This is a genomic window from Sphingomonas montanisoli, from assembly GCF_008274695.1.
GTDB classification, from domain to species: Bacteria; Pseudomonadota; Alphaproteobacteria; order Sphingomonadales; family Sphingomonadaceae; genus Rhizorhabdus; species Rhizorhabdus montanisoli.
The window spans coordinates 235,440-262,157 of the sequence record NZ_VTOU01000004.1 but is presented as its reverse complement, the minus strand read 5'-3'; the positions used below and the strand labels follow the sequence as shown (position 1 = coordinate 262,157).

At 64.5% G+C, this 26,718-nt stretch carries 30 protein-coding genes; 13 read left to right on the top strand and 17 right to left on the bottom strand.

Translation table 11 applies throughout. From position 1 onward, the window contains the following. Window position 1: 1 nt before the first annotated feature. From FYJ91_RS17775 to FYJ91_RS17760, 4 genes are all read right to left on the bottom strand, one after another. Complete coding sequence (locus FYJ91_RS17775) at window positions 2-1,204, bottom strand: efflux RND transporter periplasmic adaptor subunit (protein ID WP_246152709.1); 1,203 nt, start codon at window positions 1,202-1,204, stop codon at window positions 2-4. 59 nt (window positions 1,205-1,263) lie between these two features. Then, window positions 1,264-2,127, bottom strand: coding sequence for a class I mannose-6-phosphate isomerase (locus tag FYJ91_RS17770; RefSeq protein ID WP_149523652.1), 864 nt, complete (start codon window positions 2,125-2,127; stop codon window positions 1,264-1,266). Between the two features lie 88 nt (window positions 2,128-2,215). After that, window positions 2,216-2,761 carry a hypothetical protein gene (locus FYJ91_RS17765; RefSeq protein ID WP_149523651.1) on the bottom strand — a complete coding sequence of 182 codons (546 nt, stop codon included), beginning with the start codon at window positions 2,759-2,761 and terminating at the stop codon, window positions 2,216-2,218. 213 nt (window positions 2,762-2,974) lie between these two features. Further along, window positions 2,975-3,337, bottom strand: a complete 363-nt coding sequence (locus FYJ91_RS17760; RefSeq protein WP_246152708.1) for a hypothetical protein — start codon at window positions 3,335-3,337, stop codon at window positions 2,975-2,977. 44 nt (window positions 3,338-3,381) lie between these two features. Between FYJ91_RS17760 and FYJ91_RS21060 the strand changes: the two genes are divergently transcribed. The 5 genes from FYJ91_RS21060 to FYJ91_RS17735 all read left to right on the top strand — a co-directional run bounded on the left by FYJ91_RS21060 (window position 3,382) and on the right by FYJ91_RS17735 (window position 8,862). Beyond that, window positions 3,382-5,295 carry a sensor histidine kinase gene (locus FYJ91_RS21060; RefSeq protein WP_342788029.1) on the top strand — a complete coding sequence of 638 codons (1,914 nt, stop codon included), beginning with the start codon at window positions 3,382-3,384 and terminating at the stop codon, window positions 5,293-5,295. Next, a complete protein-coding gene (locus tag FYJ91_RS17750) occupies window positions 5,285-6,019 on the top strand; it encodes a LytR/AlgR family response regulator transcription factor (RefSeq protein WP_149523650.1) in 735 nt (244 codons plus the stop codon). The genes FYJ91_RS21060 and FYJ91_RS17750 overlap by 11 nt, the downstream gene beginning before the upstream one ends. Before the next feature lie 100 nt (window positions 6,020-6,119). Beyond that, entirely contained in the window at window positions 6,120-6,752 is a 633-nt protein-coding gene (locus tag FYJ91_RS17745; RefSeq protein WP_149523649.1) for a transglutaminase-like cysteine peptidase, read from the top strand. 77 nt (window positions 6,753-6,829) lie between these two features. Further along, a complete protein-coding gene (locus FYJ91_RS17740) occupies window positions 6,830-7,846 on the top strand; it encodes a hypothetical protein (RefSeq protein WP_246152707.1) in 1,017 nt (338 codons plus the stop codon). 125 nt (window positions 7,847-7,971) lie between these two features. Further along, complete coding sequence (locus tag FYJ91_RS17735) at window positions 7,972-8,862, top strand: lytic transglycosylase domain-containing protein (protein WP_246152705.1); 891 nt, start codon at window positions 7,972-7,974, stop codon at window positions 8,860-8,862. Between the two features lie 143 nt (window positions 8,863-9,005). Here FYJ91_RS17735 and FYJ91_RS17730 read toward each other — a convergent pair whose 3' ends face one another. The 13 genes from FYJ91_RS17730 to flgB form a co-directional block, all read right to left on the bottom strand. Continuing rightward, the gene (locus tag FYJ91_RS17730) at window positions 9,006-10,028 is read right to left on the bottom strand and encodes a flagellar motor protein MotB (protein ID WP_149523648.1); all 1,023 of its coding nucleotides are present in this window, start codon (window positions 10,026-10,028) and stop codon (window positions 9,006-9,008) included. Between the two features lie 30 nt (window positions 10,029-10,058). Then, on the bottom strand, window positions 10,059-10,922 hold the full coding sequence (gene motA / locus FYJ91_RS17725; protein WP_149523647.1) for a flagellar motor stator protein MotA: 864 nt from the start codon (window positions 10,920-10,922) through the stop codon (window positions 10,059-10,061). Between the two features lie 154 nt (window positions 10,923-11,076). Further along, on the bottom strand, window positions 11,077-11,937 hold the full coding sequence (locus tag FYJ91_RS17720; RefSeq protein ID WP_149523646.1) for a flagellin: 861 nt from the start codon (window positions 11,935-11,937) through the stop codon (window positions 11,077-11,079). An 8-nt stretch (window positions 11,938-11,945) separates the two neighbouring features. Continuing rightward, a complete protein-coding gene (gene flgK, locus FYJ91_RS17715; RefSeq protein WP_149523645.1) occupies window positions 11,946-13,313 on the bottom strand; it encodes a flagellar hook-associated protein FlgK in 1,368 nt (455 codons plus the stop codon). Next, entirely contained in the window at window positions 13,310-13,654 is a 345-nt protein-coding gene (locus tag FYJ91_RS17710; RefSeq protein WP_149523644.1) for a rod-binding protein, read from the bottom strand. Before FYJ91_RS17710 ends, flgK begins: the two co-directional genes overlap by 4 nt. After that, entirely contained in the window at window positions 13,651-14,751 is a 1,101-nt protein-coding gene (locus FYJ91_RS17705) for a flagellar basal body P-ring protein FlgI (protein ID WP_149523643.1), read from the bottom strand. Before FYJ91_RS17705 ends, FYJ91_RS17710 begins: the two co-directional genes overlap by 4 nt. Window positions 14,752-14,784: 33 nt before the next feature. Beyond that, window positions 14,785-15,462, bottom strand: coding sequence for a flagellar basal body L-ring protein FlgH (locus FYJ91_RS17700; RefSeq protein WP_425474069.1), 678 nt, complete (start codon window positions 15,460-15,462; stop codon window positions 14,785-14,787). A 7-nt stretch (window positions 15,463-15,469) separates the two neighbouring features. After that, on the bottom strand, window positions 15,470-16,258 hold the full coding sequence (flgG, locus tag FYJ91_RS17695; RefSeq protein ID WP_149523641.1) for a flagellar basal-body rod protein FlgG: 789 nt from the start codon (window positions 16,256-16,258) through the stop codon (window positions 15,470-15,472). Window positions 16,259-16,269: 11 nt separating this feature from the next. Then, window positions 16,270-17,010, bottom strand: a complete 741-nt coding sequence (locus tag FYJ91_RS17690) for a flagellar basal body rod protein FlgF (protein WP_149523640.1) — start codon at window positions 17,008-17,010, stop codon at window positions 16,270-16,272. Window positions 17,011-17,035: 25 nt separating this feature from the next. Beyond that, window positions 17,036-18,355, bottom strand: coding sequence for a flagellar hook protein FlgE (locus FYJ91_RS17685; RefSeq protein WP_149523639.1), 1,320 nt, complete (start codon window positions 18,353-18,355; stop codon window positions 17,036-17,038). A 27-nt stretch (window positions 18,356-18,382) separates the two neighbouring features. Beyond that, a complete protein-coding gene (locus FYJ91_RS17680) occupies window positions 18,383-19,060 on the bottom strand; it encodes a flagellar hook assembly protein FlgD (protein WP_149523638.1) in 678 nt (225 codons plus the stop codon). Further along, window positions 19,057-19,461 (bottom strand): flagellar basal body rod protein FlgC, encoded by a 405-nt coding sequence (flgC, locus tag FYJ91_RS17675; protein ID WP_127744210.1) that lies wholly within the window; start codon window positions 19,459-19,461, stop codon window positions 19,057-19,059. The genes FYJ91_RS17680 and flgC overlap by 4 nt, the downstream gene beginning before the upstream one ends. A 3-nt stretch (window positions 19,462-19,464) precedes the next feature. Next, window positions 19,465-19,818 (bottom strand): flagellar basal body rod protein FlgB, encoded by a 354-nt coding sequence (flgB, locus tag FYJ91_RS17670; protein ID WP_149523637.1) that lies wholly within the window; start codon window positions 19,816-19,818, stop codon window positions 19,465-19,467. Between the two features lie 237 nt (window positions 19,819-20,055). Between flgB and FYJ91_RS17665 the strand changes: the two genes are divergently transcribed. The 8 genes from FYJ91_RS17665 (at window position 20,056) to FYJ91_RS17630 (ending at window position 26,586) form a co-directional block, all read left to right on the top strand. Then, on the top strand, window positions 20,056-20,739 hold the full coding sequence (locus FYJ91_RS17665; RefSeq protein ID WP_149523636.1) for a motility protein A: 684 nt from the start codon (window positions 20,056-20,058) through the stop codon (window positions 20,737-20,739). Continuing rightward, window positions 20,736-21,212: a flagellar motor protein MotB gene (locus FYJ91_RS17660; protein ID WP_181008566.1), complete on the top strand. Its 477-nt coding sequence runs from the start codon at window positions 20,736-20,738 to the stop codon at window positions 21,210-21,212. Before FYJ91_RS17665 ends, FYJ91_RS17660 begins: the two co-directional genes overlap by 4 nt. 178 nt (window positions 21,213-21,390) lie before the next feature. Continuing rightward, complete coding sequence (locus tag FYJ91_RS17655; RefSeq protein ID WP_149523634.1) at window positions 21,391-21,951, top strand: flagella basal body P-ring formation protein FlgA; 561 nt, start codon at window positions 21,391-21,393, stop codon at window positions 21,949-21,951. A gap of 75 nt (window positions 21,952-22,026) precedes the next feature. Then, entirely contained in the window at window positions 22,027-22,308 is a 282-nt protein-coding gene (gene flgM, locus FYJ91_RS17650; protein WP_246152704.1) for a flagellar biosynthesis anti-sigma factor FlgM, read from the top strand. A gap of 11 nt (window positions 22,309-22,319) precedes the next feature. Continuing rightward, window positions 22,320-22,631, top strand: coding sequence for a hypothetical protein (locus FYJ91_RS17645; RefSeq protein ID WP_149523632.1), 312 nt, complete (start codon window positions 22,320-22,322; stop codon window positions 22,629-22,631). A gap of 277 nt (window positions 22,632-22,908) precedes the next feature. Then, window positions 22,909-25,041, top strand: coding sequence for a flagellar biosynthesis protein FlhA (gene flhA, locus FYJ91_RS17640; RefSeq protein WP_149523631.1), 2,133 nt, complete (start codon window positions 22,909-22,911; stop codon window positions 25,039-25,041). Further along, window positions 25,038-25,868, top strand: a complete 831-nt coding sequence (locus tag FYJ91_RS17635) for a MinD/ParA family ATP-binding protein (RefSeq protein ID WP_149523630.1) — start codon at window positions 25,038-25,040, stop codon at window positions 25,866-25,868. The genes flhA and FYJ91_RS17635 overlap by 4 nt, the downstream gene beginning before the upstream one ends. Then, the gene (locus FYJ91_RS17630) at window positions 25,858-26,586 is read left to right on the top strand and encodes a sigma-70 family RNA polymerase sigma factor (RefSeq protein ID WP_149523629.1); all 729 of its coding nucleotides are present in this window, start codon (window positions 25,858-25,860) and stop codon (window positions 26,584-26,586) included. Before FYJ91_RS17635 ends, FYJ91_RS17630 begins: the two co-directional genes overlap by 11 nt. The last annotated feature ends 132 nt before the right edge of the window (window positions 26,587-26,718 follow it).

The following is a 26,718-nucleotide window of genomic DNA, read 5'->3' as shown; positions in this document are numbered from 1 at the left end:
GCTACTTCTGCGCCGGCTTCGGAGCGGGCTTCGCTGCCGGTTGCTTCATCGGCGTCGCCTTCACCGGCGCACCCGGCCGTATCTTCTGCAATCCCTCGACGATAAGCTTGTCGCCCGGCTTCAATCCGCTTTCGATGATCCAGTTGCCGCCTTGAAGCGCGCCGACCTTCACCGGGCGGGTTTCCGCCTTGCCTGTCGCGTCGACGAGCATCACGGTGGCGCCCGACGGGCTGACCTGAACCGCACGCGCGGGAACCATGATGCCCCCCTTGCGCACGCCGCCACTCAATCGTGCGCGCACGAACTGACCGGGCAGCAGCAGGCCCTGGGCATTCGCGATCTCGGCACGCAGCGAAACGGTGCCCGTCGATTCATCCACCGCGGTATCGAGGAAATCGATCGTGCCTTCGGGGCCATAAGCCGTGCCATCTTCAAGCAGCAGCTTCACATGGATGCGCCCGACATTCAGGCCGCTGATCTGGCCACTCGCGATCATCTGCCGGATCTGCAGCACGTCGCTGCTCGATTGCGAGAAGTTGACGTAAATCGGATTAACCTGCTCGATCGTCGCCATCAGCGTCGCCTGACTGGCCGAAACGAGCGCGCCCTCGGTGACCTGAGCGCGGCCTGCGCGGCCCGCGATCGGCGCGGTGACGGTGGTATAATCGAGATCGAGCTTGGCACGATCGACGGTCGCCTGCGCCGAGGCGACATCCGCTTCGGATTGGCGCAGCGCGGCGATGGCAGCATCATATTCCTGCTTGCTGATCGCCTGCTCCTTGACGAGCGGCTGATAGCGGTTGGACACCTGCCCCGCATTGGTCGCTGCGGCCTGGGCGCGACGCAGCTGGGCGAGCGCATTGTTATAAGCGGCGCGGTTCTGCGCGGGATCGATCTGGAACAAAGGCGTGCCGGGGCGGACGTCGGTACCCTCTTCGTACAGGCGTCGCTGGACGATGCCGTCGACGCGGGCGCGAACCTCGGACGTACGGCGCGCCTGGATACGCGCGGGCAGTTCGATCACCAGCGGCACGTCACCGGCCTGGACGGTCATCACCGTGACAGGTGTCGGGGGCGGAGCCGGCTGCTCCTTCTTGCCGCAGCCCGAGAGCATGATCAGTGCGGCTATAGCCACCGCACCGCCACGCACACGCCGAATTTCCTTGGTGGTGAATGGCTGTACCATCCGATTCTCAATACCCATCCGCGCTCCTTGAGCGAACATCGATGTCAAAATCAACGGTGGCCGATTGCTGTTGCCGATTATTCAACTGCAGAAAATGCAACTCCAACCAGTCCGTCGATCACGTCGCCCCCAGGATAGGCTGCGAAAACGAGGCTGTCCGGAGCAATCGTCAGCCGTGCCATATCTTCGACGATCGCAACCTCACCGATCGCAAAGGGCTGCCCTTCCAGATCGATCGCCCCGCGCACCGGCATGATCCATAAAGGCACCGGGTCCGGCTGGAGAAGCAGATCGCCCGCCGCCGTCCAGCGCTCAAGCACGAACTTCCCGCCTTGCGCGAGAATTTCGCGACCTCCCGGCAAGACGCGCGGCGCAGGATTGCCCGCGAACGGCCTGGGATCGGACACCGCGATGCCGTCGTCGAGGTGGAGTTCGCGTGGGCGGCCGTAATCATAGAGCCGATAGGTCAGATCGAGATTCTGCTGGATCTCCATCACCCGCAGCCCCGCGCCGATCGCATGAACGGTGCGGGCAGGCGAATAGATCACGTCACCCGCCTTGACCGGCTTCCAGTCGACCAACTCTTCGATCGACCCGTCGAGTGCGGCAGCGCGCAGAGCGTCAGCGCTGACGGCCTTCGTCAGCCCCAGGCCGATGGTGGAATGATCTTCGGCGGCAAGGACAACCCATGCCTCGTCCTTGCCGCGCGCAAACCCGCGCGCCTGCGCCGATTCGTCGTCGGGATGTACCTGGATCGACAGCTTCTCGCTGGTGAACAGATATTTGATGAGGAGATCGCGCGGAGGTGCACCCTCGCTTTCCTCATACCAGATTTCGCCGACGGCATCCTCGTCCTGCGGCTGATCGGGAAAGAGCGGGGCGAGATCATGCCGTCCCCAAGGCTTCAACACGCGATGGGTCTTCAGCCTGATGACGGCCAATGCAAATCTCCCCGAACCGAAGCCATACGCGCGGAGAGGCACCCGGTTCCACGGACGGAGATTTAAATCAAGCCGCCCGCGTAACGATTCAGTTGGGGAGGCGGGCTTCCACCTTGTCGACCCATTCCGGATAGAAGGCCGGTTCGCGGTTCGACCAGCCCGGTGCCGTAGCTGCTGCCTCGCTGATCGACTGGAGCAGAAGCCTGCGCTTTTCCGGGTGGAGGTGCGGCAAAGCCGCCGCCGCGCAAAACGCCGCAGGCAGCCAGGGGCGGACATTGGCCCCGATCAGCCGTTCGTAGAGAAAGCGGTAGGCGCCAAAACTGCTCAGCCGGTCCTGCCCCAGATCGAAGGCCGAAATGGTGATCAGCGGGGCCATGAAAGGCTCGATCGCCTCCAGCCCGCTATCGTCGGGCACCATGTCGCGGATGTGATCGAGGCGTACGTAGATGCGCGCCTGGGCAACGATGCTCGCGCTTTCGACCACATCGCGCGACCAGCGGGTCAGCGCGTCCTCACGACCGAGGCCGACGTCCAGAGAACGACGGATGTAGCGTTGTGTAGCGGCCGGGAAACTGGCGAACTCTTTCATTTCCGCCAGCGTCATCGCGCCGTCTGCAGGTCTCGAACTCGCCATGCCAACACCCCTTTCAGGAAGTCTGGCCGTAACTCTGCGCCTACTATGCTTAAGAGGCGCTTAAGCCCACCGAAGCCTTCCGTTAATGATCCGAGCATGGATTTTGTTGCGTTGCAACACGGCAATTTTTCAAATCAATGAAATCTGGGGATAAGTTTCGGGCCGCCGCACGGATGCGACGGCCCAAACTTTCAGATCGACATAGCGGAGCGATCACTCCTTTGCCGCCATCCGCGCCTTTTCGGCATCTTCGTCATATCCTGAAGACGGCGCGGGGTCCGAACCCTTGCCCGGCTGCGTATTCGACGGCGCATCCGAAGTCGGAAAGCTCTCGTCGAGTGCGACGTCGAGTTTGGCGTCCTCATTCTTCGGGTCGGATGCCAGTTTCTTGTTGTCGCTGGCGTCGTGCGCCGTGCGGATGTGCGGTGTCGTTCGCTTGATGTCTTCCATTGAATCGGTCGTCATCGGTCTTCTCCACCATCGGTAACTGTCAACGCGCAGAAACTGACGGGTGTTCCGGCGAACGTGCCAAACTGAACTTTCGATGAACACCGCCCGTCGTTCGACCAGCGTCATGACGAAAGCGCGCATATTCGATCGGCATTTGATATAGAATGGCGATGACATCTGACACGACCGGTCCACGCGGAGCCCTCGTTAGCCCGCGCGTCGCCTTGCTTTCGATACTGGGTTTCTGGACTCTCTACTTCGCGATCGCCACGCTGCGCTGGGTGATGCTCGATTACGGGCACCAGATCGAGATGATGGCCGCGCGCCTGCTGGTCACGATCGGGTCGATGCTGGCGACCTTCTTCGTCTATCTGGCGCTGCGCCCGCTGGGCAATCGCCCGCTGCGCACCAACGTGACCGCGGTCGCCCTGCTCTCCATCCCCGCGGCGATCGCCTATTCGTCGATGAACTGGGCGGCATTCCATCAGATGGACAAGCAGATCGAGGCCGAGAAGGCCAAGGCGGTGGGCGAAGGCAAGATCGTCATCGACAGCCGCGTGAGCGAAGCGGTGCGAAAACAGACGGAAGCCGCTATCGCCGCCGCGCGCGTGGCCGTCGCCCAGGCAGCGGAGCAGGCCCGCGCCGCGAGCGACGCCCGCCGGGAAGCCCTTGAGGCGAAGGCGGAGGCGCTACGCGAGGCAAAGGAAGCCCGCCGTGCCGCCGATGCCGCGCGTCGCGAAAGCCGCCAGCAGGAGCGCAGGGCGCGCGACGAAGCCAAGCGTGCCGCAGACGAAGCCGAGAGCGAGGCGAAGCGCAGCGCCGCCGAAGCCCGGACCGAAGCGAGGCGCGCGGCGTCCGAAGCGCGCAGGGAAGCCGCGCAGGCTGCGCGCGAAGCACGACAGGAGGCGCTGGAGGCGCGTCGCGAGGCCGCACGTCAGGCGCGGGAGGAATTCGAAAACTACCAACAGGGCATCCAGCAGGCGCGCGAAGCCGTAGAAATGGCCCGTAAGCACGGCATCAATATCGATCTCGATCAGATGCTTGCCGGCCTGCCTGCACCCCCTGCCCCACCCTCACCCACCAAGGTTGCACCGGCCGCTCCGGTTGCTCCACCTGCCCCGACAACCGTCGCGGAGGTTGCCGCAGCACCGCATATTGTGCCCACGACCCCGAAGGCGACCGCCACGCCGGGCGCGCCTGTCGCGAAATCGGTGCCTATGCCGGCTCCGGTGCCGATGGTGACCGTCCGGATACCGACGCTCAGCCCCGACACGGCGACGATTCAGGTCGGCCCGATGCCGTCCAGTGACAAGCAGGACAAGGAAGAGGACGACTATAAGCACTCCCCGCTGAGCGCGATCGCCGATCAGGCGATGAACGGCTATTTCTTCTTTGCGGCCTGGGGCGCGCTGTTCCTGGCGCTGTCCTATGCCGCCGCCGTGCGGATCGCCGAGCGTGAATCCGCGCGATATCGTGCCGCCGCGCGCGATGCCGAGCTCAAGGCGCTGCGTTATCAGGTCAATCCGCACTTCCTGTTCAACACGCTCAACTCGCTCTCGACCCTTGTCCTCAAGGACAAGCCCGACGAGGCCGAGAAGATGATCCTCAACCTGTCGACCTTCTTCCGTACCAGCCTGACCGCCGATCCGAAGGAGGATGTCACGCTGGCCGAGGAGATCAGGCTGCAGCGCCTCTATCTGGATATCGAAGCGGTGCGCTTCCCCGAGCGACTGTCGGTCGACATCCAGGTGCCCGAGACGCTGAAGAATGCCTGCGTGCCGTGCCTGATCCTGCAGCCGCTGGTCGAAAACGCGATCAAATATGGCGTTTCGCGATCGAAGCGACCCGTGAACGTCAAGATCGTTGCGCGCGAGGATTCCGAAGGCCTGGTGCTGAGCGTGGAGGATGATGGCGAGCCCATCGACGACAATGGCGCGTCGAAAGGTACCGGCGTCGGTCTGCGCAACGTTATCGATCGGTTGCGCGCACGCTTCGGCGACGAGGCGTCGTGCCGCCACGGCCCGCTGCCCAACGGTGGTTTCGGCGTGACGATTTTCATGCCACTGATCCGGGATGGCCGATGAATCACCCGTCCGTACCCTCGTCGTCGACGACGAACCTCTCGCGATCGAGCGCCTTCAGATTCTGTGCGCGCGCGAGCCGCTGATCGACCTGGTCGGCACCGCGCAGGATGGCGAGGCCGCGCTTCGCCTTATCGAGGCACTCGAGCCCGAAATGGTGCTGCTCGACATCGCAATGCCCGGCCTGGATGGCATCGGCGTGGCACGCGCGATCGACAAACTCGACAAGAAGCCCGCCATCGTCTTCTGCACCGCCTTCGATCAATATGCCGTCACGGCCTTCGATCTGTCGGCGACCGACTACGTCTTGAAGCCCGTATCGTCCGAACGCCTGTCGCGTGCCGTCGCGCGTGTGATCGAGAGGCGCAAGGCACCGCCCGAGGAGAAAACGGGGGACCATGCGCAGGAATTCTGGGTGCCGCACCGTTCCGAGATGATCCGGATCGCCGCGCAGGACATCGACCGGATCGAGGCCGAGCGCGACTATATGCGCCTTCATGTCGGCCAGCGCAGCTTCCTGCTGCATCAGACGATAACCGAACTCGAGCGACGGCTCGATCCCGCTGCCTTCATCCGGCTTCACCGTTCGACGATCGTCCGCCGCGAGCGGATTGCGCGGCTCAGCCATGACGGTATGGGCGTGTGGCATGCGGTGATGGAGGATGAAGAACGCATCCGGATAGGCCGCACCTATTTGCCCAACGCCAGGGCGCTTATGGGGCGCTGATCGCAGGCGCAAACGTCGTTCGTCGTTACGCCGCGCGAGTATATCGCAACTTTTGGCGCGATTTCGCCGTCGAACCTCCACCACACCATAGGAGGAAGCGATGGCTCGCTCGATCTGGGCAGTGGGGGGAACGGTCGTCGCGATCATGATCGCGGGCGTGCCCGGCGCCGCACAGCGCCCCACGTTGAAAACCGATCACGCACTTCGTGACGGCGGCGTCAGCATGCCGCCAGGCGGGTGGATCGATTATTGCGCGCATACCGCGTCCGATCCGGCCTGCCGTGCCGCGCGCAAACCCGATCTGCGCCCCGGCGACGTCATTCCGCTCGACGAAGCCCGATGGAACCAGATCGAGCAGATCCACGCCGAGCTCACGAAGATCGAGCAGACCGATGAGAAACGGATGGACGATCATTGGGTGGTCGCGCGAACCAGCGGCGATTGCGAAGATATCGCGCTGGCCGGTCGTGAAAAGCTGATCGCGGCGGGATTTCCGCGTCGCGCCGTCCGCCTGACCACCGCCCTGACCGAAGATGGCGATCGGCACGTCGTCGTCACGGTCGATGGGATTCGTGATGCCACGCTCGACACCTGGGTGCTGGACAACCGATCCACGCGGGTCACGTCGTGGCGAAAACTCGAGGATAGTGGCTACCGCTTTCTGACGCGCCAGGCGCCATCGGGCCCCTATTGGGTGTCACTGAAAGGGCCGGACGGCAAACGCCTTTCATAACGTCGACGGAACCGTCCCGATCGCCGTTCGTCATAGGCGCCACGGGAACGGGCATGAGTGCGACGTTCGAGGAGAGAATGATGCGGAATTATATGATCGCGGCCGCGCTGGCCGCCACGGCGATGGCAACCACGCCGTCACAGGCACAGACGGTAGTCTGCAAACAGGATAGCGGCGGTCGTTTGGCTGCAACCGTGGTCGGCGCCGGCATCGGCGCCATCCTCGGCCGTGTGGTCACGGGCCGGCATGGCGGCACAACCGGCGCGATCGTCGGCGGCGTCGTGGGTGGCGTCGGCGCCAACCAGCTCGCCAAGTCCGACCAGGACAATTGCTCGCGCGCCTACGGCTATTATGACGATCAGGGCCGCTGGCATGCCAACCGCATCGGTCGTGGCGAAGCCGTCGGCTATTATGACCGCAGTGGTGCGTGGGTGCAGGGTGCCCCGAACGGCTATTATGACGGCGACCGCTGGGTTGCGCTGAGCAGCGATGCCGAGGCGTCGGGCTATTATGACCGGGACGGTCGCTGGGTGCCGGTGGCCGCCTCCGGCTATTATGCAGCGGACGATAAGTGGGTGCCGGTGTCGGCGCCTGGCTATTATGATCGCAGCGGCCGCTGGGTCGCGGGTCCGGCCAATGGCCGATATGATGCGAGCGGCCGCTGGATCAGCGACACCAACACCGCCTATCGCCCCGCCGGTAATGGCTGGGTCGCGGCAAGCCAGCCGGGCTATTACGACTCCAACGGCCGTTGGCATGCCGGGCAGGTCACGGGCTATTATGATGCGCGGGGCCGCTGGGTCTCGATGGGCGGCGCGACGAACGCGTCGTATGACGACCGCCGCGACGTGCGCGCCCGTGCCGAACGCCTCGGCGATCGGATCGAGCGCAATCGCGAGCGTGGTGTGATCACCAACAGCCAGGCGCGCGTCGCGCGTCAGGAACTGGCCGGGATCAAGAGCGCCGAGGCAAGGTTCCGTCGCAATGACGGCACCTATTCGGCGCGTGACGAGGCGCTGCTCCAGCGCCGCCTCGACAGGCTGGCCACGACGGTTCGCGCCGATCGCGCGGACAACGACTATCGCCCCGGCTAACGCCGGCGCTTAGCCGAAAGTAGGGCGTCCGGGACCGGAAGGTTCGGGGCGCCCTTTTTCGTGCAAGATTTCGTTAACCACGATCACCGATAATTTACCTCGGTTAATCGAAAGGATCGTGGCCCGTGGGCCTGCAACGGCTGATATTCGGAGGATCGAAAGCGGGCGTCGACGACGTCCGCAATGCGATCGGCCGTGCCGCGCAGAAGACCGGGGTCGACTTCGGCTATCTTTACAATCAGGCCAAGAGCGAAAGCGGCCTCAACCCCAACGCCCAGGCTTCGAGCAGTTCGGCCGGGGGACTTTTCCAGTTCATCGATCAAAGCTGGCTTGGCGCGGTCAAGATATACGGCGCCAAGCACGGCCTCGGTTGGGCATCCGACGCGATCAGCCGCCGTTCGGACGGCAGCTGGAAAGTCGACGGCGAGGTCAAGAACGCGGTGATGAGCCTGCGCAACGATCCCGAAGCCTCCGCTTTGATGGCCGGCGAATGGGCCAGCGACAATGCAGACGGGCTCAAGTCGGCGCTAGGCCGCCAGCCCCGCGCCGCGGATCTCTATTTCGCACACTTCCTCGGGCTCGAGGGCGCAACCAAATTTCTTAAGTCGGCCGGTTCCAATCCGGACGCGATCGCCGCGAACCAGTTTCCGCGCGAAGCCCGGTCGAACCGGGGCATCTTCTACGACGGCGCCGGCAATGCCCGCACGATGGGCCAGGTCTATCAGCTGATGGCCAAGAAGATTTCCGACGACGGATCGTCGATCGGCACCGGTGCGCCATCGAATGGCGGCGGCATGTCCGCCGATCGCCTGCGGCTGGCCTATGCCAACGAAGTATTCGAAGGCGACGGCAAGAGCGCGTCCACCAACGACATGCTCGCGATGATCAGCGGCCGGGGCATGAACCTGCTGCGCCCCAGCCCCCAGACCGCCCAGCTCGCTTACATGATGCTGGCGAGCGGTGGGGACGGATCGATCACCGATCTCGACCCTCCGAAGGGCTCGGGAAGCCTCTGACTCCCCTCGAATAATGACGTCACCCCCGCGAAGACGGGGGCCCCCGCCCAGTCTTATCTCCACGGAACGCGCCAGAGGTAAGAGCGGATAGGCCCCCGTCTTCGCGCGGGTAACGAACGAAGGAAGCCCCCTCCCCCGAAAACTCAGTGCTTCGCCGCTTTCGCGGCCGCCATCGCGGCGCGGGCTTCGGCCGGCATGGCGGTGGGGTCGTTCGGCCCGGAACTCGCCATCAGGTCGACCGGACGACGTGCCTCAAGGCCATCACCACCACCCTGCTGATCGTCGGTGCTGGCCTCACCCGTCCAGGCGAGCGTGACCGACATGCGGCGGTTGCGCGGATCGTAAGGATCGCTGGTCACGAACGGCTCACGATCGGCAACGCCTTCGATCCGCAGGAAACGCTTATCAGGGATGCCGAAGTCCGACAGCGCCTTGCGAGTCGATTCCGCACGATCCGACGACAGCGTCCAGTTGTTGACCGTGCGACCCGCCGAATAGGGCATGCCGTCGGTATGACCGCGCACGATCACCTCGTTATCGACGCTCCTGATAACCGAAGCCACCTGCCCCATCAGCGCGCGCGCCTTGGGCATCAGGACACCGGTGCCCGTCTGGAACATCGCGAAGTCCGCCTGGTCGACCAGATCGATACGCAGCCCTTCGCGCGTTTCCATGAAGCGGACGTTCTTCGCCATGTCCTTCAGCTTGGGATCGGCGGCCATCTTGGCCTCGATCATCGCCTTCAATTTCTGGAAAGCGACGCGATCGCGCGACTTGAGCGCAGCCGAGCCTTCCTTGGTGCCGCCCGTCGTATCCTTGGGGATCGTCAGCGACTTGGAGCCGGTCTGCGCCGCGCGGTGCGGATATTTGTCCGCCGAGATGATCGAATCGCCGCCGAAGATGCCGTTCGAGCCTGCGCTCTTTTCCTTCATCTGGACGAGCGTGGGGCTGAAATAGTCGGCGATGCCCTTGCGCTGCTTCTCGCTGGTGGCGCCGAGCAGCCACATCAGCAGGAAGAACGCCATCATCGCGGTCACGAAGTCGGCATAGGCCACTTTCCAGGCGCCGCCGTGATGGCCGCCATGCCCTTCCGCGATGATCTTCTTGATGATGATCGGCCGGGGCTCGGGCTCGTTCTTCCCGCGCTTCGAAGGGGACTGGGCCATCTTGGTCTAGCGTCCTTGCAGAAAGTGGTCTTAGCGGCCGCGCATGCCGTCGAACACATCCGAGAAGGCCGGCTGGTTCGCATGACTGATGCCCGAGCGCGCAGCTTCGATGACGAGCGGCAGCGGGTGACCGTGGAGCGACGCGATGATGATCTGCTTGACCACACCGTAGATCGCGGCATCGGCTTCGATCACCGCCTTACAGCGGCCGGCGAAGGGCGCGACGATGCCGTAAGCGAGCAAAATACCGAGGAAGGTACCGACGAGCGCCGAACCGATCATGCCGCCCAGGATCGCCGGCGGCTTGTCGATCGAGCCCATCGTCTTCACGACGCCGAGAACGGCCGCGACGATGCCGAGCGCCGGAAGCGCGTCGGCCAGGCCCTGCATCATGTCGGCAGGCTTGATCTCGTCGTGGTGATGGGTCTTGAGCGCGTTGTCCATCACGTCCTCGACCGCCATCGGATCGAGCGTGCCCGACGAGATCACGACCAGCCGCAGCGTGTCGGTGATCATGTGGATCAGCGTGCTGTCCTTCAGGAGCTTGGGATATTCTGCGAAGACGGTCGACGCCTTGGGATCCTCGATATGCGGTTCGAGCGCGACCGGACCTTCGGTCCGCAGCTTCTTCATCAGGCTGCTGACGAGGAAGATGACGTCCAGATAGTCCTTCTTGTTATACTGCGGACCCTTGAAGACCTTGGCGAAACCGCCGCCGAACGCCTTCAATTCCTTCATCCCGTTGCCCGCCACGAGCGCGCCGACCGCGGCACCGCCGATGATCAGCATTTCGTGCGGGATCGCGTGAAGAACGGGTTCGAGATCGCCGCCGGTGAAGGCGAAACCGCCGAACACCATGACGAGAAGAATGACGAGGCCGATGCCTGCAAACATGAACGCACACTCCCACGCGATTACCGGTCGATGCGGAGGCACCCGGTTCGGCGCTTCCCATCAACGTTAACGGCGGGTTCGGGAAAAACTTTAGGCACCTTTTCCACGAAATCGCGTGGATATCGGCGCTCTCCCGAACAGCCTTGCGAGGGGCTTAACTGAGAAAGTCAAACAAAGTGTTGCGATTGACGCGGGCAAATGCGGCTTGTGCCGCCTGAAGGCTAAGCGTCTTCGCATTAAGCTGCATCACCGCCGCCGTGACGTCGGTATCCTCAAGGCCCGAGCGTTCTTCGGTGAGCTGCAAATTGCTCAGTTCCAGCGCGTCGCCTGCGGCATCGAGCCGCGACGCGCGCACACCCTGGGCCGCACGCTGGCTGTTGAGATGGGTCGACGCCGCGTCGACATTGTCGAGCACGGTATCGGCCATGGTGGCGCGGGTCGTGGGATCGGTTGTGCTGATCGCGGTCTGCGCTGCCGTGATGATCGCCGACAGGCTGGTGGTGCCCCCACTCGGTATCGCGACAGTATCGAAGATGTCGCCCCGCTTGCCGGTCGCCGGCAACCGCAGCACGCCCGACACCGAGATCTGCAGCGGCGCATCCGGCGGAAAGATCGGCTGTCCGGTCGGCGTCGTGCCGGTCATCAGGTTGTTCAGCGTGACGTTGAGTTCGCCGAGTTCCTGTACGATCGCAGCGCGATCGGTTTCCGAAACCGACTGGGTTCGGCCGGACAGGACCAGTTCCTTCACGCGATTGAACAAATCCTGCACGTTATCGATGCTCGTATCGGCCTGTGCCGCGATCGACTGGGCGTTTTCGATATTGCGCTTCCACGTCGTCGTGTCAGCCTGTGCGCTGCGCAACTGGGCGACGCGCGCGGCGGCGACGGGATCGTCGGAGGCGGTGGCGATCTTCTTCGTCGTCGAGATGTCGCTCTGCAACCGCGCGATCTGCGCGGTCAGCTTGCTCTGCTGGGAGATCTGGGTCAGGGCCCGATAGCGGGTGCTGTTGATCATTTCGTCCCTCAGCTAAACAGATTCATGATTTCCTGCAGCGTTTCGCGCGCGACCTGAATGATCTTCGCCGAGCCGCTATAGGCTTGCTGGAAACGGAGCAGCTGCGCCGCTTCGACGTCGAGATCGACGCCCGTAACTTCGTCGAGACCGAGCAGCGCGCCGTCCTTCTGCGACGAGGCTGCGGTCGCCTGCGCATTGGCCGACGACACGGTCTGCGCGTGGGTCGACACAAGCAGCGCCCATTGCGCTTCCGGACCGGTCGAGTTGCGCGTATTCTTGAGCTCGAGGGCGTTGCCGTTCCGCACCCCGGTGAGCGACTGCGCGGCAACCTTGGTCGTGTCCTGCGTCGCCGCGACGATGGTCGAAGCCCCGCCGGCCCCCAGAGTTAAAAGGTCGGCACCCGGCGCGCCATTCTGGTCGACGCCGTTGCGGTTCCAATTGTTGATCGTGCTTGCGAAGGTGGCTGCGATCGTATCGAGCTTCTGGCGGCGATCGGCCACCGTGCCCGCGACGTCGACGAGCGCGGAGAGCGAGCCCGACTGCGGCGAGACCGGAACCTGCGCACCCAGCAGAGCGCCGGACGCGATCAGCGAGATGCGCCCGTCGCTCGACTGTACCGCGCCGATATAGGCGGTGTCGGTGCGGTTCGCGTCGAGCAATTGAACCGCGCTGTTGCCGGTGATGGCGACGCTCGCGCGCCCATCCGTTTCGAACCGGACGTCGACGCCGATGAGCTTCGACACATCGTTGAGCACCGCGTCACGCCGATCGAGAAGCTGCGCTGACGCGGCCGAACCGGGGCTGGCGCGGCGAAGGCCCATGTTGATCTGCGCAAGCGCGGTCAGCGAGTCATTAAGGCTGGCGACACTGGTCAGCGCGGCGGTGTTGATGCCGGCTGCCGTATCCTTGAGCGCCTTGGCGGTGGCGTTGAACTGCTGCGCCGCCTCGGTCACGGCGGCGATCACCGTCTGACGGTTCGGGTTGCTGTCGACGTCGGCGGTAAGCCCTTCGACCGAAGTGAACACGGTCGACATCTTCACGCCCAGACCGACATCCGTGTCGTTGAGCGCACCTTCGGCGGTGCTCAGCCAGGTCGCCTTGGTCGAGGCGCGAGCATCTTCCGAGGTCGACAGGCGGACATAGGACGCCTTGTAATCGTTCGCGATCCGATCGACCGAGCCGACATTCGCGCCGCCGAAATAGGTCTGCGACTTGTACTGATAGCTCGACGAGGAGGAGAGATTCGATTCCTTGATCGTAACCGTGCGGCGCGAATAGCCCTCGGTTTCCGAATTGGCGACATTCTCGCCGACCGCGGACAAAGCGGCGCGATATGCGACGACACCCGAACGGCCGATCGAGAGGAGATCGCTCATTTCGTTTCAGCCTGTGCTTCGGCGGGCTTGGCCGTGGCATCCGCCGCCGGGGTCGATCCCCCGACGCGCGCCGCGAACTGCTTCACCAGCAGATCGGCCACGCCGAACACGCCCTTGTCGGCCATGTTGTCGGCCAGACGCGCGTCCTGCATGTCGCGGAACTGATCGGTGGCGTCGCTGCCCATGATGTCGTCGCCCAGCTTCGACTGGCGCGCCGACGACAGGATCTGGCGCAGGAACACCGCCTCGAACTGCTTCGCGACTGCCTTGAGCTTTTCCAGGTCGGACGACTTGGAATCGGTGTTCGGCGCACCGCTGATCGAGGTGACATTGCCTATCATAGCACCACAAGCTCCGCCTTCATCGCGCCCGCCTGCTTGAGCGCTTCGAGGATCGCGACCAGATCGGCCGGTGAGGCGCCGATGGCGTTCACCGACTTGACGATGTCCGACAGGCTGGCGCCCGGCGCGAACTGGAACATCGGGCGCGCGGGATCGTCGACCTTGATTGCGCTCGACTGCTCGACCGCGGTGCGGCCCTGGCTGAATGGCGCGGGCTGAACGATGCGCGGCTTTTCGTCGACCTGCACGGTCATCTTGCCGTGGGTGATCGCGACCGGCGAGATACGGACCGCGCCATTGATGACAACGGTGCCGGTGCGGGCATTGACCACGACGCGCGCCGGGGCATCGGCCGTGTCGACGTCGAGATTTTCGATCTTGCTCATCAGCGTGGCGCGCGATTCCGCGCCCTGCTGGGCTTGAATGGTGATGGTGGTGCCGTCGATCGCCTGCGCGATCGGTCCCAACCGGCCGTTGATCGTAGCTGCGACACGCTGCGCGGTCGTGAGATCGGTTTCCGCGAGGTCGAAGCGCAGTTCGGGCGAAGTCGCAAAACCCGCGTCGACCGCACGTTCGACCGTGGCGCCGCCAGGGATGCGACCTGCGGTGGGCACGTTGATGGTCAGCTTGGAGCCGTCCGCCGCGTCGATGCCGAGGCCGCCAACCGCGAGGTTGCCCTGCGCCATCGCATAGACCTGCCCATCGGCGCCCTGAAGCGGCGCCATGATCAGCGTGCCGCCGCGCAACGACTTGGCCTTGCCGAGCGCCGAAATCGTGACATCGAGCCGCTGGCCCGGCTTGGCGAAAGGCGGCAGCTCGGCGGTCAGCATGACCGCCGCCGCATTCTTCAGCGCCGGATTGACCCCCGGCGGCAGCTGCAGCCCGAAGCGCGAGGCAATGCCCTTCACGCCCTGAGTCGAATAATCGAGGCTGTCGTCACCCGTCCCCGCCAGACCGACGACAATGCCGTAGCCGGTCAGCTGGTTGGCGCGCAGCCCCTGGAAAGTGCCGATATCCTTGATCCGTTCGGGATGCGCGGCACCACTGAGCGCAAGGCCCAGGGCGCAGAACAGCGAGGCGATCCATTTACGCAACATCGACAGATCTTTCCGGCGGTTAACCATATTTGGTCAGAATGGGCTCAGAATGGAAAAGAAACGGTTAATCCAGCCCTGGCGCGAGGCCCGCGCAATCTCACCCTTACCCGAATAGGTAATGCGGGCGTCGGCAACGCGGGTGGAAGGCACGCGATTGTCCGGGCCGATGTCCGCCGCGCGGATCAGGCCGGTGATCGCGATATTTTCGTCGCCACGATTGAGCGTGAGGAGCTTTTCGCCGCGCACGAGCATCGTGCCGTTGGGATAGACGCGCGCGATCGTGACGCTGATCTCGCCGTTGAGCTGGTTCGACTGGGCGGCTGCGCCCTTGCCGTCGAACTTGCCACCGCCGCTGGTAGTCACGTCGTCCTTGTCGATCAGCTTGCCGAGCCAGCCGGTGGTCGGCGGATTGAAGCCGACATTGCCCGAACGATCGGTCGACGCGCTGTTCGCCTTCACCGCCTGGGTGCGTTCGACCAGCAGGATCGTGACGATATCGCCGACCATCGCGGCGCGCGCGCCGTTGGTCAGGGCATTATAGCCCATAGACGCCTGATAGATCGAACCGTTCGCCTGCGCCGGCATCGGCACCGCCGCATAGCTCGGCTCATATTCGCTGACGCGCGGTGCCTTGCGGGCATGCGCCGGCGCTTCGAGTGCCGAGCCCATGACCATAGCGGCGACCAGGCCGAGGGCGGTGAAGGCGTGCATGTCGCGCTTAGATGTTCTGGTTGACATACTGCATCATCTCATCGGTCGATTTGATCATCTTGGAGTTCACCTCGTAGGCGCGCTGGGTCTCGATCATGTCGACCAGCTCCTCCACGATGTTGACGTTCGAGCTTTCGAGCGCGCCCGAGCGGATGTTGCCGCGTCCATCGGTGCCACCGGCGCCGATCTGCGGCTGACCCGACGATGCGGTCTCCAGCAGCAGGTTGGTGCCGATTGCCTCGAGACCCGCAGGATTGGAGAAGCGCGCAATCTCGATCTTGCCGAGCTCGACCGGCGCTTCCTGCCCGTTCACGCTCGCGCTGACGGTGCCGTCGGTCGAAATCGTAATCTTCTGGGTATCCTGCGGCACCTGGATCTGGGGCATCAGCTGATAGCCCTCGGTGTTGACGATCGTGCCGTCGGCCGAGAGGTTGAAATTGCCGTCGCGGGTATAGCCGGTGCGGCCGTCGGGCATCTGTATCTGGAAATATCCCGATCCCTCGATCGCCATGTCGAGCGCATTGTCGGTCGTCTGAAGCGAACCCTGCGTGTCGATCTTCTTGGTGCCGTTGATCATCACACCGGTGCCGAGCGACGTGCCCGTGGCGTACTGCGTCGAGTCCGAAGACTTGGCGCCCGCCGCGGTGATCGACTGGTAAGCCAGCGTCTCGAAGCTCGCGCGGTCGCGCTTGAAGCCGGTCGTGTTGACGTTCGCCAGGTTGTTGGCGATCACCTGCATGCGCATGTTCTGGGCATCGAGGCCCGTGCGCGCGACGTGCAATGCTGCGGTCGTCATACTCTAACTCCTCAATCCAGCCGCATCAGATCGGCCGAAGCCTTGTCGATGTCCTGAGCGGACGACATCATTTTCACCTGCATGTCCCAGTCCCGGCTCGCTTCGATCATGTCGATCAGCGTGCCGGCGCTATTGACGTTCGATCCTTCGAGTGCGCCCTGCCGGACGGTCGCCTGCGGATCGGTCGGCAACGTGCCGCCCCCCTTCACCCGGAAGATGCCGTCGAGCCCCTTGGCGATATCGACGCCGTTCGAGCGCACCAGCTTCAACCGATCGACCTGCTGCGGCTGGCTGGCGTCGCCGCCGACCGGGATCACAGAGATCGTGCCGTCGCCCGCGATCATGACCTTGCTGGCCGGCGGGATCGTGATCGGGCCGCCTTCGCCGAGGACGGGCAGGCCGTCACCGGTGGTCAGCAGGCCGCTGTCGCCGACCTGAAGGTCGCCGCGGCGGGTATAACCCTCCGCGCCATCCGAAGTCTGGACGCCGAGCAGCGAGTCCCCGAGCATCGCGACATCGAGCTCGCGCCCGGTATCGGCCACAGGCCCTTCGCGCATGTCGGCGGAGAGCACCTCTTCGGAGGTCGGCGCGCGGGTGTTCATGCCCGCGCCCTTGATCCAGAGCGCCTGGCTGTTGGTCATTTCGCCCTTGAAACCGGGCGTGTTGACGTTGGCCAGGTTGTTCGCGGTCGTCGTCTGCCGCGACATCGCCGCGCGCATCGCCGAAAGCGAGCTGTAGATCAGCCGGTCCATCGTGGGTCTCCGCTAACTACCGAGCTTAGGCGCGCAGGTTCACGATGGTTTCGGTCATCGTGTTCGCGGCCTCGATCGCCTTGGCATTGGCCGAGAAGTTGCGCTGCGCCTGGATGAGCGCGACGAGTTCCTCGGTGATGTCGACGTTCGCCTGCTCGAGCGCGCCCGACTGGATCAGGCCGGTGCCGTTGGTGTTCGGCTCGTTGATCTGCGGTTCGCCCGAAACGCCGGTCGAACTCCACTTGGAGTCGCCCAGCTGGCGCAGACCTTCGGGGTTCGAGAAGGTCGCGAGGACGATCTTGCCCAGCGCCTGGCTGTTGCCGTTGGAGAAAGTGGCGATCACGAGGCCATTCGAGTCGACCGATACGTTGTCGAGCTGGCCGGCGGCGTAGCCGTCCTGGCTGAAGCTGGTCAGCGTGAACGGAGCCGACGCCATCTTCGTGGCGCCGCCGTAGGTCAGCGAGAAGCCGATCGGGCCGGTCGCGCCGGTCGGGCGGACCTGGTTGGTCGTGATCGGCCCAGGTGCCGCACCGTTGACCTGGCTGAGCGTGCCGAACTGGTCGAAGGTCAATGTGGTCGGGGTCGGCGGAGCCGAGACGGCCGGATCCGAGCTGATTTCCTTGTCGCCGACGAAGGTGCGGGCGGTCCAGGTCGTGTCGGTGACCGCACCCGACGGGATGTTCTGACGGATGTAATAGGTGGTCATCGGGAAGGCCGTGCCCGCCGCGTCATAGACCGTCGTCGTCGTGGACTGGTTGTAGCTGTTCGGATCGAAGCGATCGAAAGCATAAGGGTTTGTCGCGGTATAGACCGAGCGGGCGCCCGGCAGGTCGGCGTCGGTCGGGAAGGTCACCGAAAGATCGACTTCGCCGGTCGCGCTCGACGTACCAGAGGTCAGCGGAAGCTGGAGCGAGCGGGTCGAGTTCAGGCCCGTCGCGGTCAGCACGCCTTCGCTGTCGGTCGGCAGGATCTGCAGATAGGAGCCCGAGCTGTCGACGACGTAACGGTTGGCGTCGACGCGGAAGCTGCCGTTGCGGGTGTAGCTGACCTGGCTGTTCGATTGCGAGCTGCGGGTCACGAAGAAGCCCTGGCCCGAAACCGCCATGTCGAGCGAGCGATCCGAATTCTCGAAGCCGCCCTGGGTGAACTGCTGGTCGATCCCGCGCAGGCGGGTGCCCTGCCCCGCCACCGTCGAAGTCTGGAGCGGCGCCGACGAGATGATGTCGCCAAATTCGGCCGTGCTCTTCTTGAAGCCCGTGGTGCCGACGTTGGCGATGTTGTTCGAGATGACCCCGAGTTCGGTCTGCTGCGCCTTGAGGCCGGACAGAGCGGTATAGAAGGACATTGGGCTACTCCGTTACGAAAGCTGAAATTACGAAAGCTGGATGGCGTCGGCGGGATCGATCGTGCCGAGCGCGGTGACGAGCTTGGTCGATCCGCTGGCCGGCGACTGGACGCCGTTCACGGTGGTCCAGGCAGCGCTGGCCGTCTCCATCTGCTGGGCGGACGTATCCTTGGCGTTGACGACGATCTTCAACGGGCCGGCGACAGCCTTGCCGGCGTCGTCCTTGCCATCCCAGAAGAAGGGGACATCACCCTTGGCGACGTTGGTCGCCTTGCCGTTATAGACGACCTTACCGGTGCCATCGACGAGGCTGATGCTGACCTGGCTGGCATCCTTGTCCAGCGTGACGTTGCCCGCGAACGAGCCGTCCTGCAGCGACGTGACCGTATCCGACTGAACGAGCGCGGCCTTGCCGATCCAGCTGGCCGCATCGCCGACGCGCGACGAGGCGAGGTCCGACTTGATCGACTTGAGCGACGCGTTCATCTCGGCGATGCCCGTCGTCGACGAGAATTGCGCCATCTGGGCGACCATCTGCGTGTTATCGACCGGATTGAACGGATCCTGGGTCTGCATCTGCGTGGTCATGAGCTTCAGGAACGCCGTCTGATCGAGGGTTCCGTTGCTCTTCTTGGTGGTGGTCGCGCCCGCCGCCGTGTTACCGGCGAGCGAGTCGAGATACGAGTTTCCGGTGCTAATCGTCATTTGCCGAGCCTCAGAGTATCGAGGGTTAGGGTCTTTGCGGTCTGCATGACCTGGACGTTGTTCTGGTACTGACGCGACGTCTCCATCATCTCGACCAGCTCCTGCGCCTGATCGACCGCGGCCTCCCAGACATTGCCGTCCTTGTCGGCCTTGGGGTTGGACGGGTCGTGACGCTTGGTCGGATCGATCTTGGTGGCGACGACGCTGTCGACCTTCACGGTGGCGATGCCGGGGGCGTCGGTGACCGATTTGAAGACCGGCTTGATCGAACGAAACGCCTCTTCCTTGCTGCCCGCGACCGCGCCTGCATTGGCGAGGTTCGAGGCCGTCGTGTTGAGGCGCATCATCTGCGCGGACATCGCGCGACCGGCGATGTCGAAGACCGAAAGGTTGTTGGCCATGTCTTATTCTCCCTTCAGCGCCTGCATCACGGTGTTGATGCGGCCTTCGAGGAAAGAGAGCGTGGTGCGATATTTCACCGCATTCTCGGCGAACTGGTTCTGCTCGGTCGACAGTTCGACGGTGTTGCCGTCGAGCGAGGCTTCGAGCGGCACACGATATTGGACGTTCGCATCGGCGGCCTGGCCGGCCGAGATGCCGTTCGTACCGGTCGCCTGCTTGAGCGCCGACCCGAAATCGATGTCGCGGGCCTTGTAACCGGGCGTCGCGGCGTTCGCGATGTTCGACGCAAGCAGCGACAGGCGCTGCGACCGCAGCTCCAGTGCCTTGCCATGAACCCCGAAAAGCGGATCGGACATTTCGTCGTCTTCCTCTAAAACTATCGGCAAGCCGTCCGTTACCATCGCTGTAGAGGCGCGATCGCTTGGGTGCGGCATTCCTTGCCCATCCCATAAGCAACCACCGTGCCAATTGCGGAAAACCGCCGATCTTTCTGGCTGCGGCAAGGTCGGCAACGGGCGAACGGCAATCATTTGCCGGGGGCGGCAATTTTTTGCCGGTCCCTGCCCGTGGGCTGAAGGACTGGGCGGGCACGCATGATTTTCCTCGATCAACTGACCCGTTTCTTCGACCCGTTCGCGCTGGTGATCGTCTTTGGCGGCACCCTGCTGGTCACGGTTTTCCGCTCGACCCACGCCGATCTCGGCCGCGCCTGCAGTTCGATCGCGCTCCTCTGGAAAGCCGATCCCGACGCCGATGCCGCCGCCGCGCGCGCCGCCGTCGGTCGCGTTCGCGAGATGGCGGAGGCGCGCAGCATCATGTGCGCCGACCGGATCGACAGCGCGCACCGCTTCCTCGTCCGCGCGGGTCGCCAGCTTTCCGACAGCCAGAATTCGGCTGAATTCGTGCGGTGGGCCACCGACGACATCGATAGCCGTCGCAAGCGGCACGATGCCGTCGCCGGCGTCTGGCGCGCGGCTGCCGAAACGGCGCCGTCGATGGGCATGATCGGCACGATCATCGGCCTGGTGCAGATGTTCTCGTCGATGGACGATCCCGCGCGGATCGGCCCGGCCATGGCCGTCGCCATGCTCACCACCCTTTATGGCGTCTTCCTGTCGGCAGGCGTCGCAGGCCCGATCGCCGGGCGTCTCGAACGTCTTTCGGAGACCGAGATCGCCTGGCAGCAGGCCGCCTGCAAACAGTTCGAGTTGCTTGCGCGTGCCGAGCTCGACCACATGCCGGTCAAGCTCCGTCCTACCCTCAAGGCCGTGTTGTGAGGCGTGAGGCCTCGCAGCGCTGGGTCCTGAGCTTCGCCGATCTCAGCCTGCTGCTTCTGTCCTTCTTCGTGCTTCTGCAGGCGCAGACCGCCAACAAGGACCGCGTCGCCGCCGGCATCCGCGCTGCGTTTGGCGGCAAGGGCCAGGCGCGCCCCGCCGATGCCTTCCGCGCAGCGCCGCTGTTCGAAGGCGGCGAAGCGATCCTCACCGCATCCGCCCGCGCGCATTATATACGCATGGGCGCCGAAGCTGCGCGCGCGAAGACGCCGCTGATCGTCGCGAGCCAGGGACGTGACGGCGGATCGGCCCGGCTTGACGCCTGGGAAATGTCCGCCGCCCGCACCACCGCGGTCGCCCGTGCACTGCGCGCCGGCGGGCTGCCCGACGCGATGATCGAAGTGTCGATCCCGCCGATGCGCGCCGACGATCCGATGAAAGGCCAGACGATAAGCGTGCGGGTGCAGGGCAAGTAACCCCACAAACTCGTCATTGCGAGCAAAGCGAAGCAATCCAGGCCCGCATTAGAGAGGTTCCCGACCTACTCTAGTGCGGGCCTGGATTGCTTCGTCGCCTACGGCTGCTCGCAAAGACGAGAAAAGAAAACTGGCACACCCCTTGCTTAAATCGGCTCCGAAGAACGGAGTCATTTGAATGAACCGCACGATCACGCTTCCTCTCGCTGCCGCCATGCTCGGCGCGTTCGGCATGGCCGCCGCCTCGCCCGCCCCCGCGCAGATGATGGCGGCATCGCAGAATCTCGACGAGCTCGAACAGATCGTCGTCACCACGCTGGGCGCCGATGTCGGCCAGCCGGGCGGTCCCCTCGCCCCGATCGACCGGCGCATGCGGCTTACCGCCTGCCCCACGGGTATTCAGATCGATCCCCCTGCCAACAACGCCGTCACCGTTCGCTGCACCACCGCGGGCTGGCGACTGCGCGTGCCGCTGAAGGTCGGCGGCGGCTATATGACACAGCAGCAGGGCGGCGGGCAGATGATGGCGCCGATGGCACAGCGCGCGCCCGACATCCGCAAGGGCGACCCGGTCCAGCTCGTCGCGCAAGGCGATGCGTTCAGCATCTCGGTCGATGCTGTCGCGATGGAAGATGCCAGCATCGGCGGGCGCGTTCGCGTGCAGACGGGCGGCAAAGGCGGTACGATGTTCGCCCAGGTCGTCGATATCGGCCGCGTCCGTCTGATGGGATTTAAATGATTCTGAAACCTGCCGTTATATAACGACAGAGGTGGACCATCGGGGCAGCAACGCCCCATCGAAAGGAATTTGGACATGATCAGTGGGATAGGCTCATCTAGCCCGTCACCGATCGGCCCAGCCAAGGACGGCGTGAAGGTTGATGCCGCCGGTGCCGCGATAGCGGTATCGACGACGAAGACCGACAAGGAAATGCCAATGACCTTGGTCGCGGCAATCGCCGAACTCGGCCCGCCGGTCGATACAGACAAGATCCAGGCGATCCGTCAGGCAATCGCCCAGGGTCGTTATCCGATCGACGCCAAATCGATCGCCGACAAGATGATCGCACTCGACCTTCCCAAGGTCGGTCGCTGAGTCTTGCAGGCATGACCGACGCAGCACTCGACGGCCTGATCGGGGCGGAAGAAGCCCTGATCGACGCGCTCGACACCGGAACCATCGACGCCGTAGAGGCGGCGATGGCCCAGTTCGGCGCGGCCGTCGGGCGCTTGCGTCCGTTTCCGGGGGAAGCCCCGGATCCGGCGCTGGCCGCCCAGGCAGCCCGTGCCCTCGCGCTTACCGATCAGGTGCGCGCCCGCATCCGCTTCCTCGCGGATCGCAACCTGCAGCGGATCGATCTGCTCGCCGCCGCCGCTAACCGCTTCGACATCACGCCTGCGACCTACTCGCGGCGCTGAGGCGCACGCCTCCTCATCTTCAAACACAATCGTCGCCCCAGCGAAGGCTGGGGCCTATTTCTCTCATCTCCCCACCATCGCGTGACGGGCGAGAGATAGGCACCAGCCTTCGGCGGGGCGACGATTTAGGGGCGTTAAGACCAATGTCTAACCGCGCCTGCGCATTTTTCCCCTAAAGTTCCCACGCATCCGGTCGTTACCGTCGTTGGACCGTAAACCTTTCTTAACCACGTTCCGGGCATTCACTCTCCGTCTCCAGAAGGAAACCGAGAGTCCGATGGCCAGTGCCGCGTTGAACAAGAAGGTGTGGGTGGGGTCGCTGAAAGGCGCCATCCTGCCGCTCGCCACCTTGATGCTGGTCGGCCTGATGGTCGTTCCGATCCCGTCGGTGCTGCTCGACGTCGGTTTCATCACCAACATCATGATCTCGCTGGCGGTGCTGATGGTCGCGCTGAACGCCGCCCGGCCGCTCGATTTCTCGTCCTTCCCGACCGTCCTGCTCTTCGCCACCTTGCTGCGACTCGCGCTCAACGTCGCTTCGACCCGCGTCGTTCTGGTCGACGGGCATACCGGCGGGGCCGCGGCCGGCCATGTGATCGAGGCGTTCGGCCAGTTCCTTATCGGCGGCGATTATGCCGTCGGCATTTTCGTTTTCAGCATCCTAATGGTGATCAACCTGGTCGTCATCACCAAGGGCGCGGGCCGCGTGTCCGAAGTTTCGGCGCGCTTCACCCTGGATGCGATGCCCGGCAAGCAGATGGCGATCGACGCCGATCTGAACGCCGGCCTGCTCACCCCCGACGAAGCCAAGCTGCGCCGTCAGGAAGTCGCCACCGAAGCCGACTTCTACGGTTCGATGGATGGTGCGTCGAAGTTCGTGAAGGGCGACGCGGTCGCGGGCGTCCTGATCCTCGTCATCAACATTCTGGGCGGTCTCGTCCTCGGCGTGGTCAGTCACGGCCTGACCTTCAGCGAAGCGGCCTCGACCTATATCGTGCTCGCGATCGGCGACGCGCTGGTCGCGCAGGTGCCCGCGCTGCTGCTCTCGATCGCCGCCGCCTCGATCGTCACCCGCGTTTCCTCCCCGCTTGACCTTTCCGGCCAGATTACCAGCCAGTTCGGTTCGGCCCGCGCGTGGACCCCGGTTGCCGGCATCCTCGGCCTGCTCGGCATCATGCCTGGCATGCCGCATTTTATGATGCTGTGCGCGACCGGCCTCGCCGGCTTCGTCGCATGGAAGCTGCGCAAGCCCAAGGTCGACGACACCGCGCTCGACATCATCGCCGCCGACGCCGCCCCCACCACCGCCCCGACCAGCATCGGCTGGGACGAAGTTTCGGACGGCGCCGCGCTGGGCCTCGAACTCGGCTATGGCCTGGTCGGCCTGGTCGACGAGCGCAAGGGCGCGCCGCTCATGGCGCGCATCACCGGCATCCGTCGCCAGCTCAGCCGCGAACTCGGCTTCGTCGTGCCGATGGTCCGCGTTCGCGACAATCTCTCGCTCGCCCCCAACGCCTATCGCATCACCGTCGCCGGCGTCGTCGTCGGTGAAGATGAGGCGTGGCCCGACGAGTTGCTCGCGCTCGACAGCGGCGATCTCGAAGGCAAGGTCGAGGGCCGCGATTGCCGCGATCCGAGCTTCGGCCTCGAAGCCGTGTGGATCTCGCCCGAGAAGCGCGGCGAAGCGATCGTCGCGGGCTACACCGTCGTCGATCCCGCCACCGTCGTCGCGACCCACCTAAACCAGATGATCGCCGGCGCCGCCGCTGACCTGTTCGGCATGGACGAGGCCCAGCACCTGCTCGACGCGCTCAAGGAAGTGGCGCCGCAGTTGGTCGCCGGCCTCACCCCCGCCCCGCTCAGCCTCGCTCAGATCTCGGCCTGCGCCCGCGCACTGCTGGCCGAAGGCGTGCCACTCAAGGATTTCCGCCGTATCGCCGAAGCGATGGTCGACTCGGCCGGTCAGTCGAACGACATTCCGTCGCTGGTCGAAAATGTCCGCTCGCGGATCGGTGCGCTGATCGTCCAGGCGGTCGTGCCGGTGAAGATGCCGCTGCCCGTCGTCACGCTCGACGCCGGCCTCGAATCTTTGCTCGCCCAGGCGGTGCGCGCCAGCCCCGGCGCCGCCCACCCGTTCGAGCCTGCGCTCGCCAACCGGATCGTCACCGCAGTGTCCGAAGCGTCGCTGCCGCTGGTCAACTCGGCCACCCGTTTCGCGATCGTCACTTCGCCGGTCGCCCGTCGTCCGCTCGCGCGGCTCCTCAAGCCGCACCTGCCCGAAACGCCCGTCATGTCCTTCCTGGAAATCCCGGACGGCAAGGCGGTCGAGGTCGCGGCGGTCGTCGGCGGCGGACCCACCAATGTGAATAACGCCGCGCTGGGTGCTCGGCCGATGGAGATGGCACAATGACCAACTGGGCCAATACCGAAGCGCGCAGCGCCCGCGTGATCTCGATCGCCTGTGGCGTCAGCGGGGTGGGCAAGACCACGGTCGCCGCGAACCTTTCGCTCTCGCTGTCGAAGCTGCGTCGCCGTACCATGCTGGTCGATTGCGATCCCGGCCCCATCGACGCCACCCGCTCGATGGGCTTCAGCCCACGCGAATCGATCAATGACGTGATCGACGGGCGCCTGACGATCGACCAGATCGTCGTCGACGGCCCCGACGCGCTGTTCGTCGTGCCCGCCGGCCCGGTCGATCGCGCCGGCCGCGTCGATCTCGCCGCGCGCCGCAAGCTGGCCGATGCTTTCCGCCCGCACCGTCGCTCGCTCGACTACGTCGTCGTCGACACACCGGGCAGCGCCGATCCCGACACGCTGGACATGGTCGCGTCGTCGGATCTTCCGGTCGTGATCCTGTCGGGCCAGGGCGATGGCTTCATGGACGCTTACGGCACCGTGAAGCTGCTGGCGCTGGAACATGGCGTCCGCGAGATCGCGATCATCGGCAACCGTCTGGGCGACGAGATCGCCAGCCGCGAAATGTTCCGCCGCTTCCGCGACGTGACCGCCCGTTTCCTGACCGACACCCGCCTTTCCTATCTGGGCGGGATCATGGAGGATGAGCGCGTGCGCACCGCCGCGCGCCGCCGCCGCTGTGTGGTCGATCAATATCCCAGTGCGATTTCCGCGCGCGGCTTCGCCGATCTCGCCCGCACCATCGACTCGATGGATATCGGCGCGGTCCCCGGCGGTGACTGCTTCTTCGGCATGGAGGCCGTAGCCCATGCATATTAATCCCAAGGACGAGATGCACACCTACGGTCGCAAGCCTGCCAAGGCCCGGCCCGACGATCTCGTCCGTTCGAACATGCAGCTGGTGCGCAAGATTGCGTGGCACGTTCACGGCCGAGTCTCGTCGGCGATCGACGTCGAGGATCTCTGCCAGATCGGCATGATCGCGCTGGTCGAGGCGGCGAACGGCTACGAGGATCGTGGCCACGCTTTTTCGACCTATGCGTCGATGCGCGTGCGCGGCGCGATGATCGATCATCTGCGCAAACATGCGAACATGTGCCGGTCGGCGATGCAGAAGCGCAAGCTGCTGACCAAGACCCGCTCGGAATTCGAGAAGAAGCATGGCCGTCCGCCGAGCGAGTCCGAACTCGCCCACGCGCTGGGCCTCGATGGCGCCGCGATGCGCGCGATGATCGACGAGACTGCGGCATCCTATCTGGAGTCGATCGACGAGGTTTATTCGGACCAGTCGATGTGGTTCGCCGATGTCGAGGAGCGCGTCGACGAGACGATCGAGCGCGAGCAACTCGGTGCCGCTCTCGCGGCGCATATTGCCGAGTTGCCCGAACGCGAGGCGATGGTGCTGCAGCTCTATTTCGTCGAGGAGATGAATCTGGAGGAGATCGGACTGACCCTCGGCGTCGGCGCGGCGCGGGTCTGCCAGATCAAAAAATCGGCGCTCGATCGATTGCGAAAGGAACTGGCCGACCTCGCTTAGCGGGCCTTCGGCTCTTCCACGCCTATATATAACGTCACCCCGGCCTTGGTCCGGGGTCAAGCTTCTATGCGTCCGGTTTCGATCGCTCGATCCGGAGGAAGAAAAAGCTGGACCCCGGATCAAGCCCGGGGC

What these genes read in the sequence shown, in the direction of transcription:
- FYJ91_RS17775 (WP_246152709.1), bottom strand. Translation starts at nt 1,204, where the DNA reads ATGGGTATTGAGAATCGGATGGTACAGCCATTCACCACCAAGGAAATT.
- FYJ91_RS17765 (WP_149523651.1), bottom strand. Translation starts at nt 2,761, where the DNA reads ATGGCGAGTTCGAGACCTGCAGACGGCGCGATGACGCTGGCGGAAATG.
- FYJ91_RS17760 (WP_246152708.1), bottom strand. Translation starts at nt 3,337, where the DNA reads ATGACGCTGGTCGAACGACGGGCGGTGTTCATCGAAAGTTCAGTTTGG.
- FYJ91_RS21060 (WP_342788029.1), top strand. Translation starts at nt 3,382, where the DNA reads ATGACATCTGACACGACCGGTCCACGCGGAGCCCTCGTTAGCCCGCGC.
- FYJ91_RS17750 (WP_149523650.1), top strand. Translation starts at nt 5,285, where the DNA reads ATGGCCGATGAATCACCCGTCCGTACCCTCGTCGTCGACGACGAACCT.
- FYJ91_RS17745 (WP_149523649.1), top strand. Translation starts at nt 6,120, where the DNA reads ATGGCTCGCTCGATCTGGGCAGTGGGGGGAACGGTCGTCGCGATCATG.
- FYJ91_RS17740 (WP_246152707.1), top strand. Translation starts at nt 6,830, where the DNA reads ATGATGCGGAATTATATGATCGCGGCCGCGCTGGCCGCCACGGCGATG.
- FYJ91_RS17730 (WP_149523648.1), bottom strand. Translation starts at nt 10,028, where the DNA reads ATGGCCCAGTCCCCTTCGAAGCGCGGGAAGAACGAGCCCGAGCCCCGG.
- motA (WP_149523647.1), bottom strand. Translation starts at nt 10,922, where the DNA reads ATGTTTGCAGGCATCGGCCTCGTCATTCTTCTCGTCATGGTGTTCGGC.
- FYJ91_RS17720 (WP_149523646.1), bottom strand. Translation starts at nt 11,937, where the DNA reads ATGATCAACAGCACCCGCTATCGGGCCCTGACCCAGATCTCCCAGCAG.
- flgK (WP_149523645.1), bottom strand. Translation starts at nt 13,313, where the DNA reads ATGAGCGATCTCCTCTCGATCGGCCGTTCGGGTGTCGTCGCATATCGC.
- FYJ91_RS17710 (WP_149523644.1), bottom strand. Translation starts at nt 13,654, where the DNA reads ATGATAGGCAATGTCACCTCGATCAGCGGTGCGCCGAACACCGATTCC.
- FYJ91_RS17705 (WP_149523643.1), bottom strand. Translation starts at nt 14,751, where the DNA reads ATGTTGCGTAAATGGATCGCCTCGCTGTTCTGCGCCCTGGGCCTTGCG.
- FYJ91_RS17700 (WP_425474069.1), bottom strand. Translation starts at nt 15,462, where the DNA reads ATGCACGCCTTCACCGCCCTCGGCCTGGTCGCCGCTATGGTCATGGGC.
- flgG (WP_149523641.1), bottom strand. Translation starts at nt 16,258, where the DNA reads ATGACGACCGCAGCATTGCACGTCGCGCGCACGGGCCTCGATGCCCAG.
- FYJ91_RS17690 (WP_149523640.1), bottom strand. Translation starts at nt 17,010, where the DNA reads ATGGACCGGCTGATCTACAGCTCGCTTTCGGCGATGCGCGCGGCGATG.
- FYJ91_RS17685 (WP_149523639.1), bottom strand. Translation starts at nt 18,355, where the DNA reads ATGTCCTTCTATACCGCTCTGTCCGGCCTCAAGGCGCAGCAGACCGAA.
- FYJ91_RS17680 (WP_149523638.1), bottom strand. Translation starts at nt 19,060, where the DNA reads ATGACGATTAGCACCGGAAACTCGTATCTCGACTCGCTCGCCGGTAAC.
- flgC (WP_127744210.1), bottom strand. Translation starts at nt 19,461, where the DNA reads ATGGCCAACAACCTTTCGGTCTTCGACATCGCCGGTCGCGCGATGTCC.
- flgB (WP_149523637.1), bottom strand. Translation starts at nt 19,818, where the DNA reads ATGTCCGATCCGCTTTTCGGGGTTCATGGCAAGGCACTGGAGCTGCGG.
- FYJ91_RS17665 (WP_149523636.1), top strand. Translation starts at nt 20,056, where the DNA reads ATGATTTTCCTCGATCAACTGACCCGTTTCTTCGACCCGTTCGCGCTG.
- FYJ91_RS17655 (WP_149523634.1), top strand. Translation starts at nt 21,391, where the DNA reads ATGAACCGCACGATCACGCTTCCTCTCGCTGCCGCCATGCTCGGCGCG.
- flgM (WP_246152704.1), top strand. Translation starts at nt 22,027, where the DNA reads ATGATCAGTGGGATAGGCTCATCTAGCCCGTCACCGATCGGCCCAGCC.
- FYJ91_RS17645 (WP_149523632.1), top strand. Translation starts at nt 22,320, where the DNA reads ATGACCGACGCAGCACTCGACGGCCTGATCGGGGCGGAAGAAGCCCTG.
- flhA (WP_149523631.1), top strand. Translation starts at nt 22,909, where the DNA reads ATGGCCAGTGCCGCGTTGAACAAGAAGGTGTGGGTGGGGTCGCTGAAA.
- FYJ91_RS17635 (WP_149523630.1), top strand. Translation starts at nt 25,038, where the DNA reads ATGACCAACTGGGCCAATACCGAAGCGCGCAGCGCCCGCGTGATCTCG.
- FYJ91_RS17630 (WP_149523629.1), top strand. Translation starts at nt 25,858, where the DNA reads ATGCATATTAATCCCAAGGACGAGATGCACACCTACGGTCGCAAGCCT.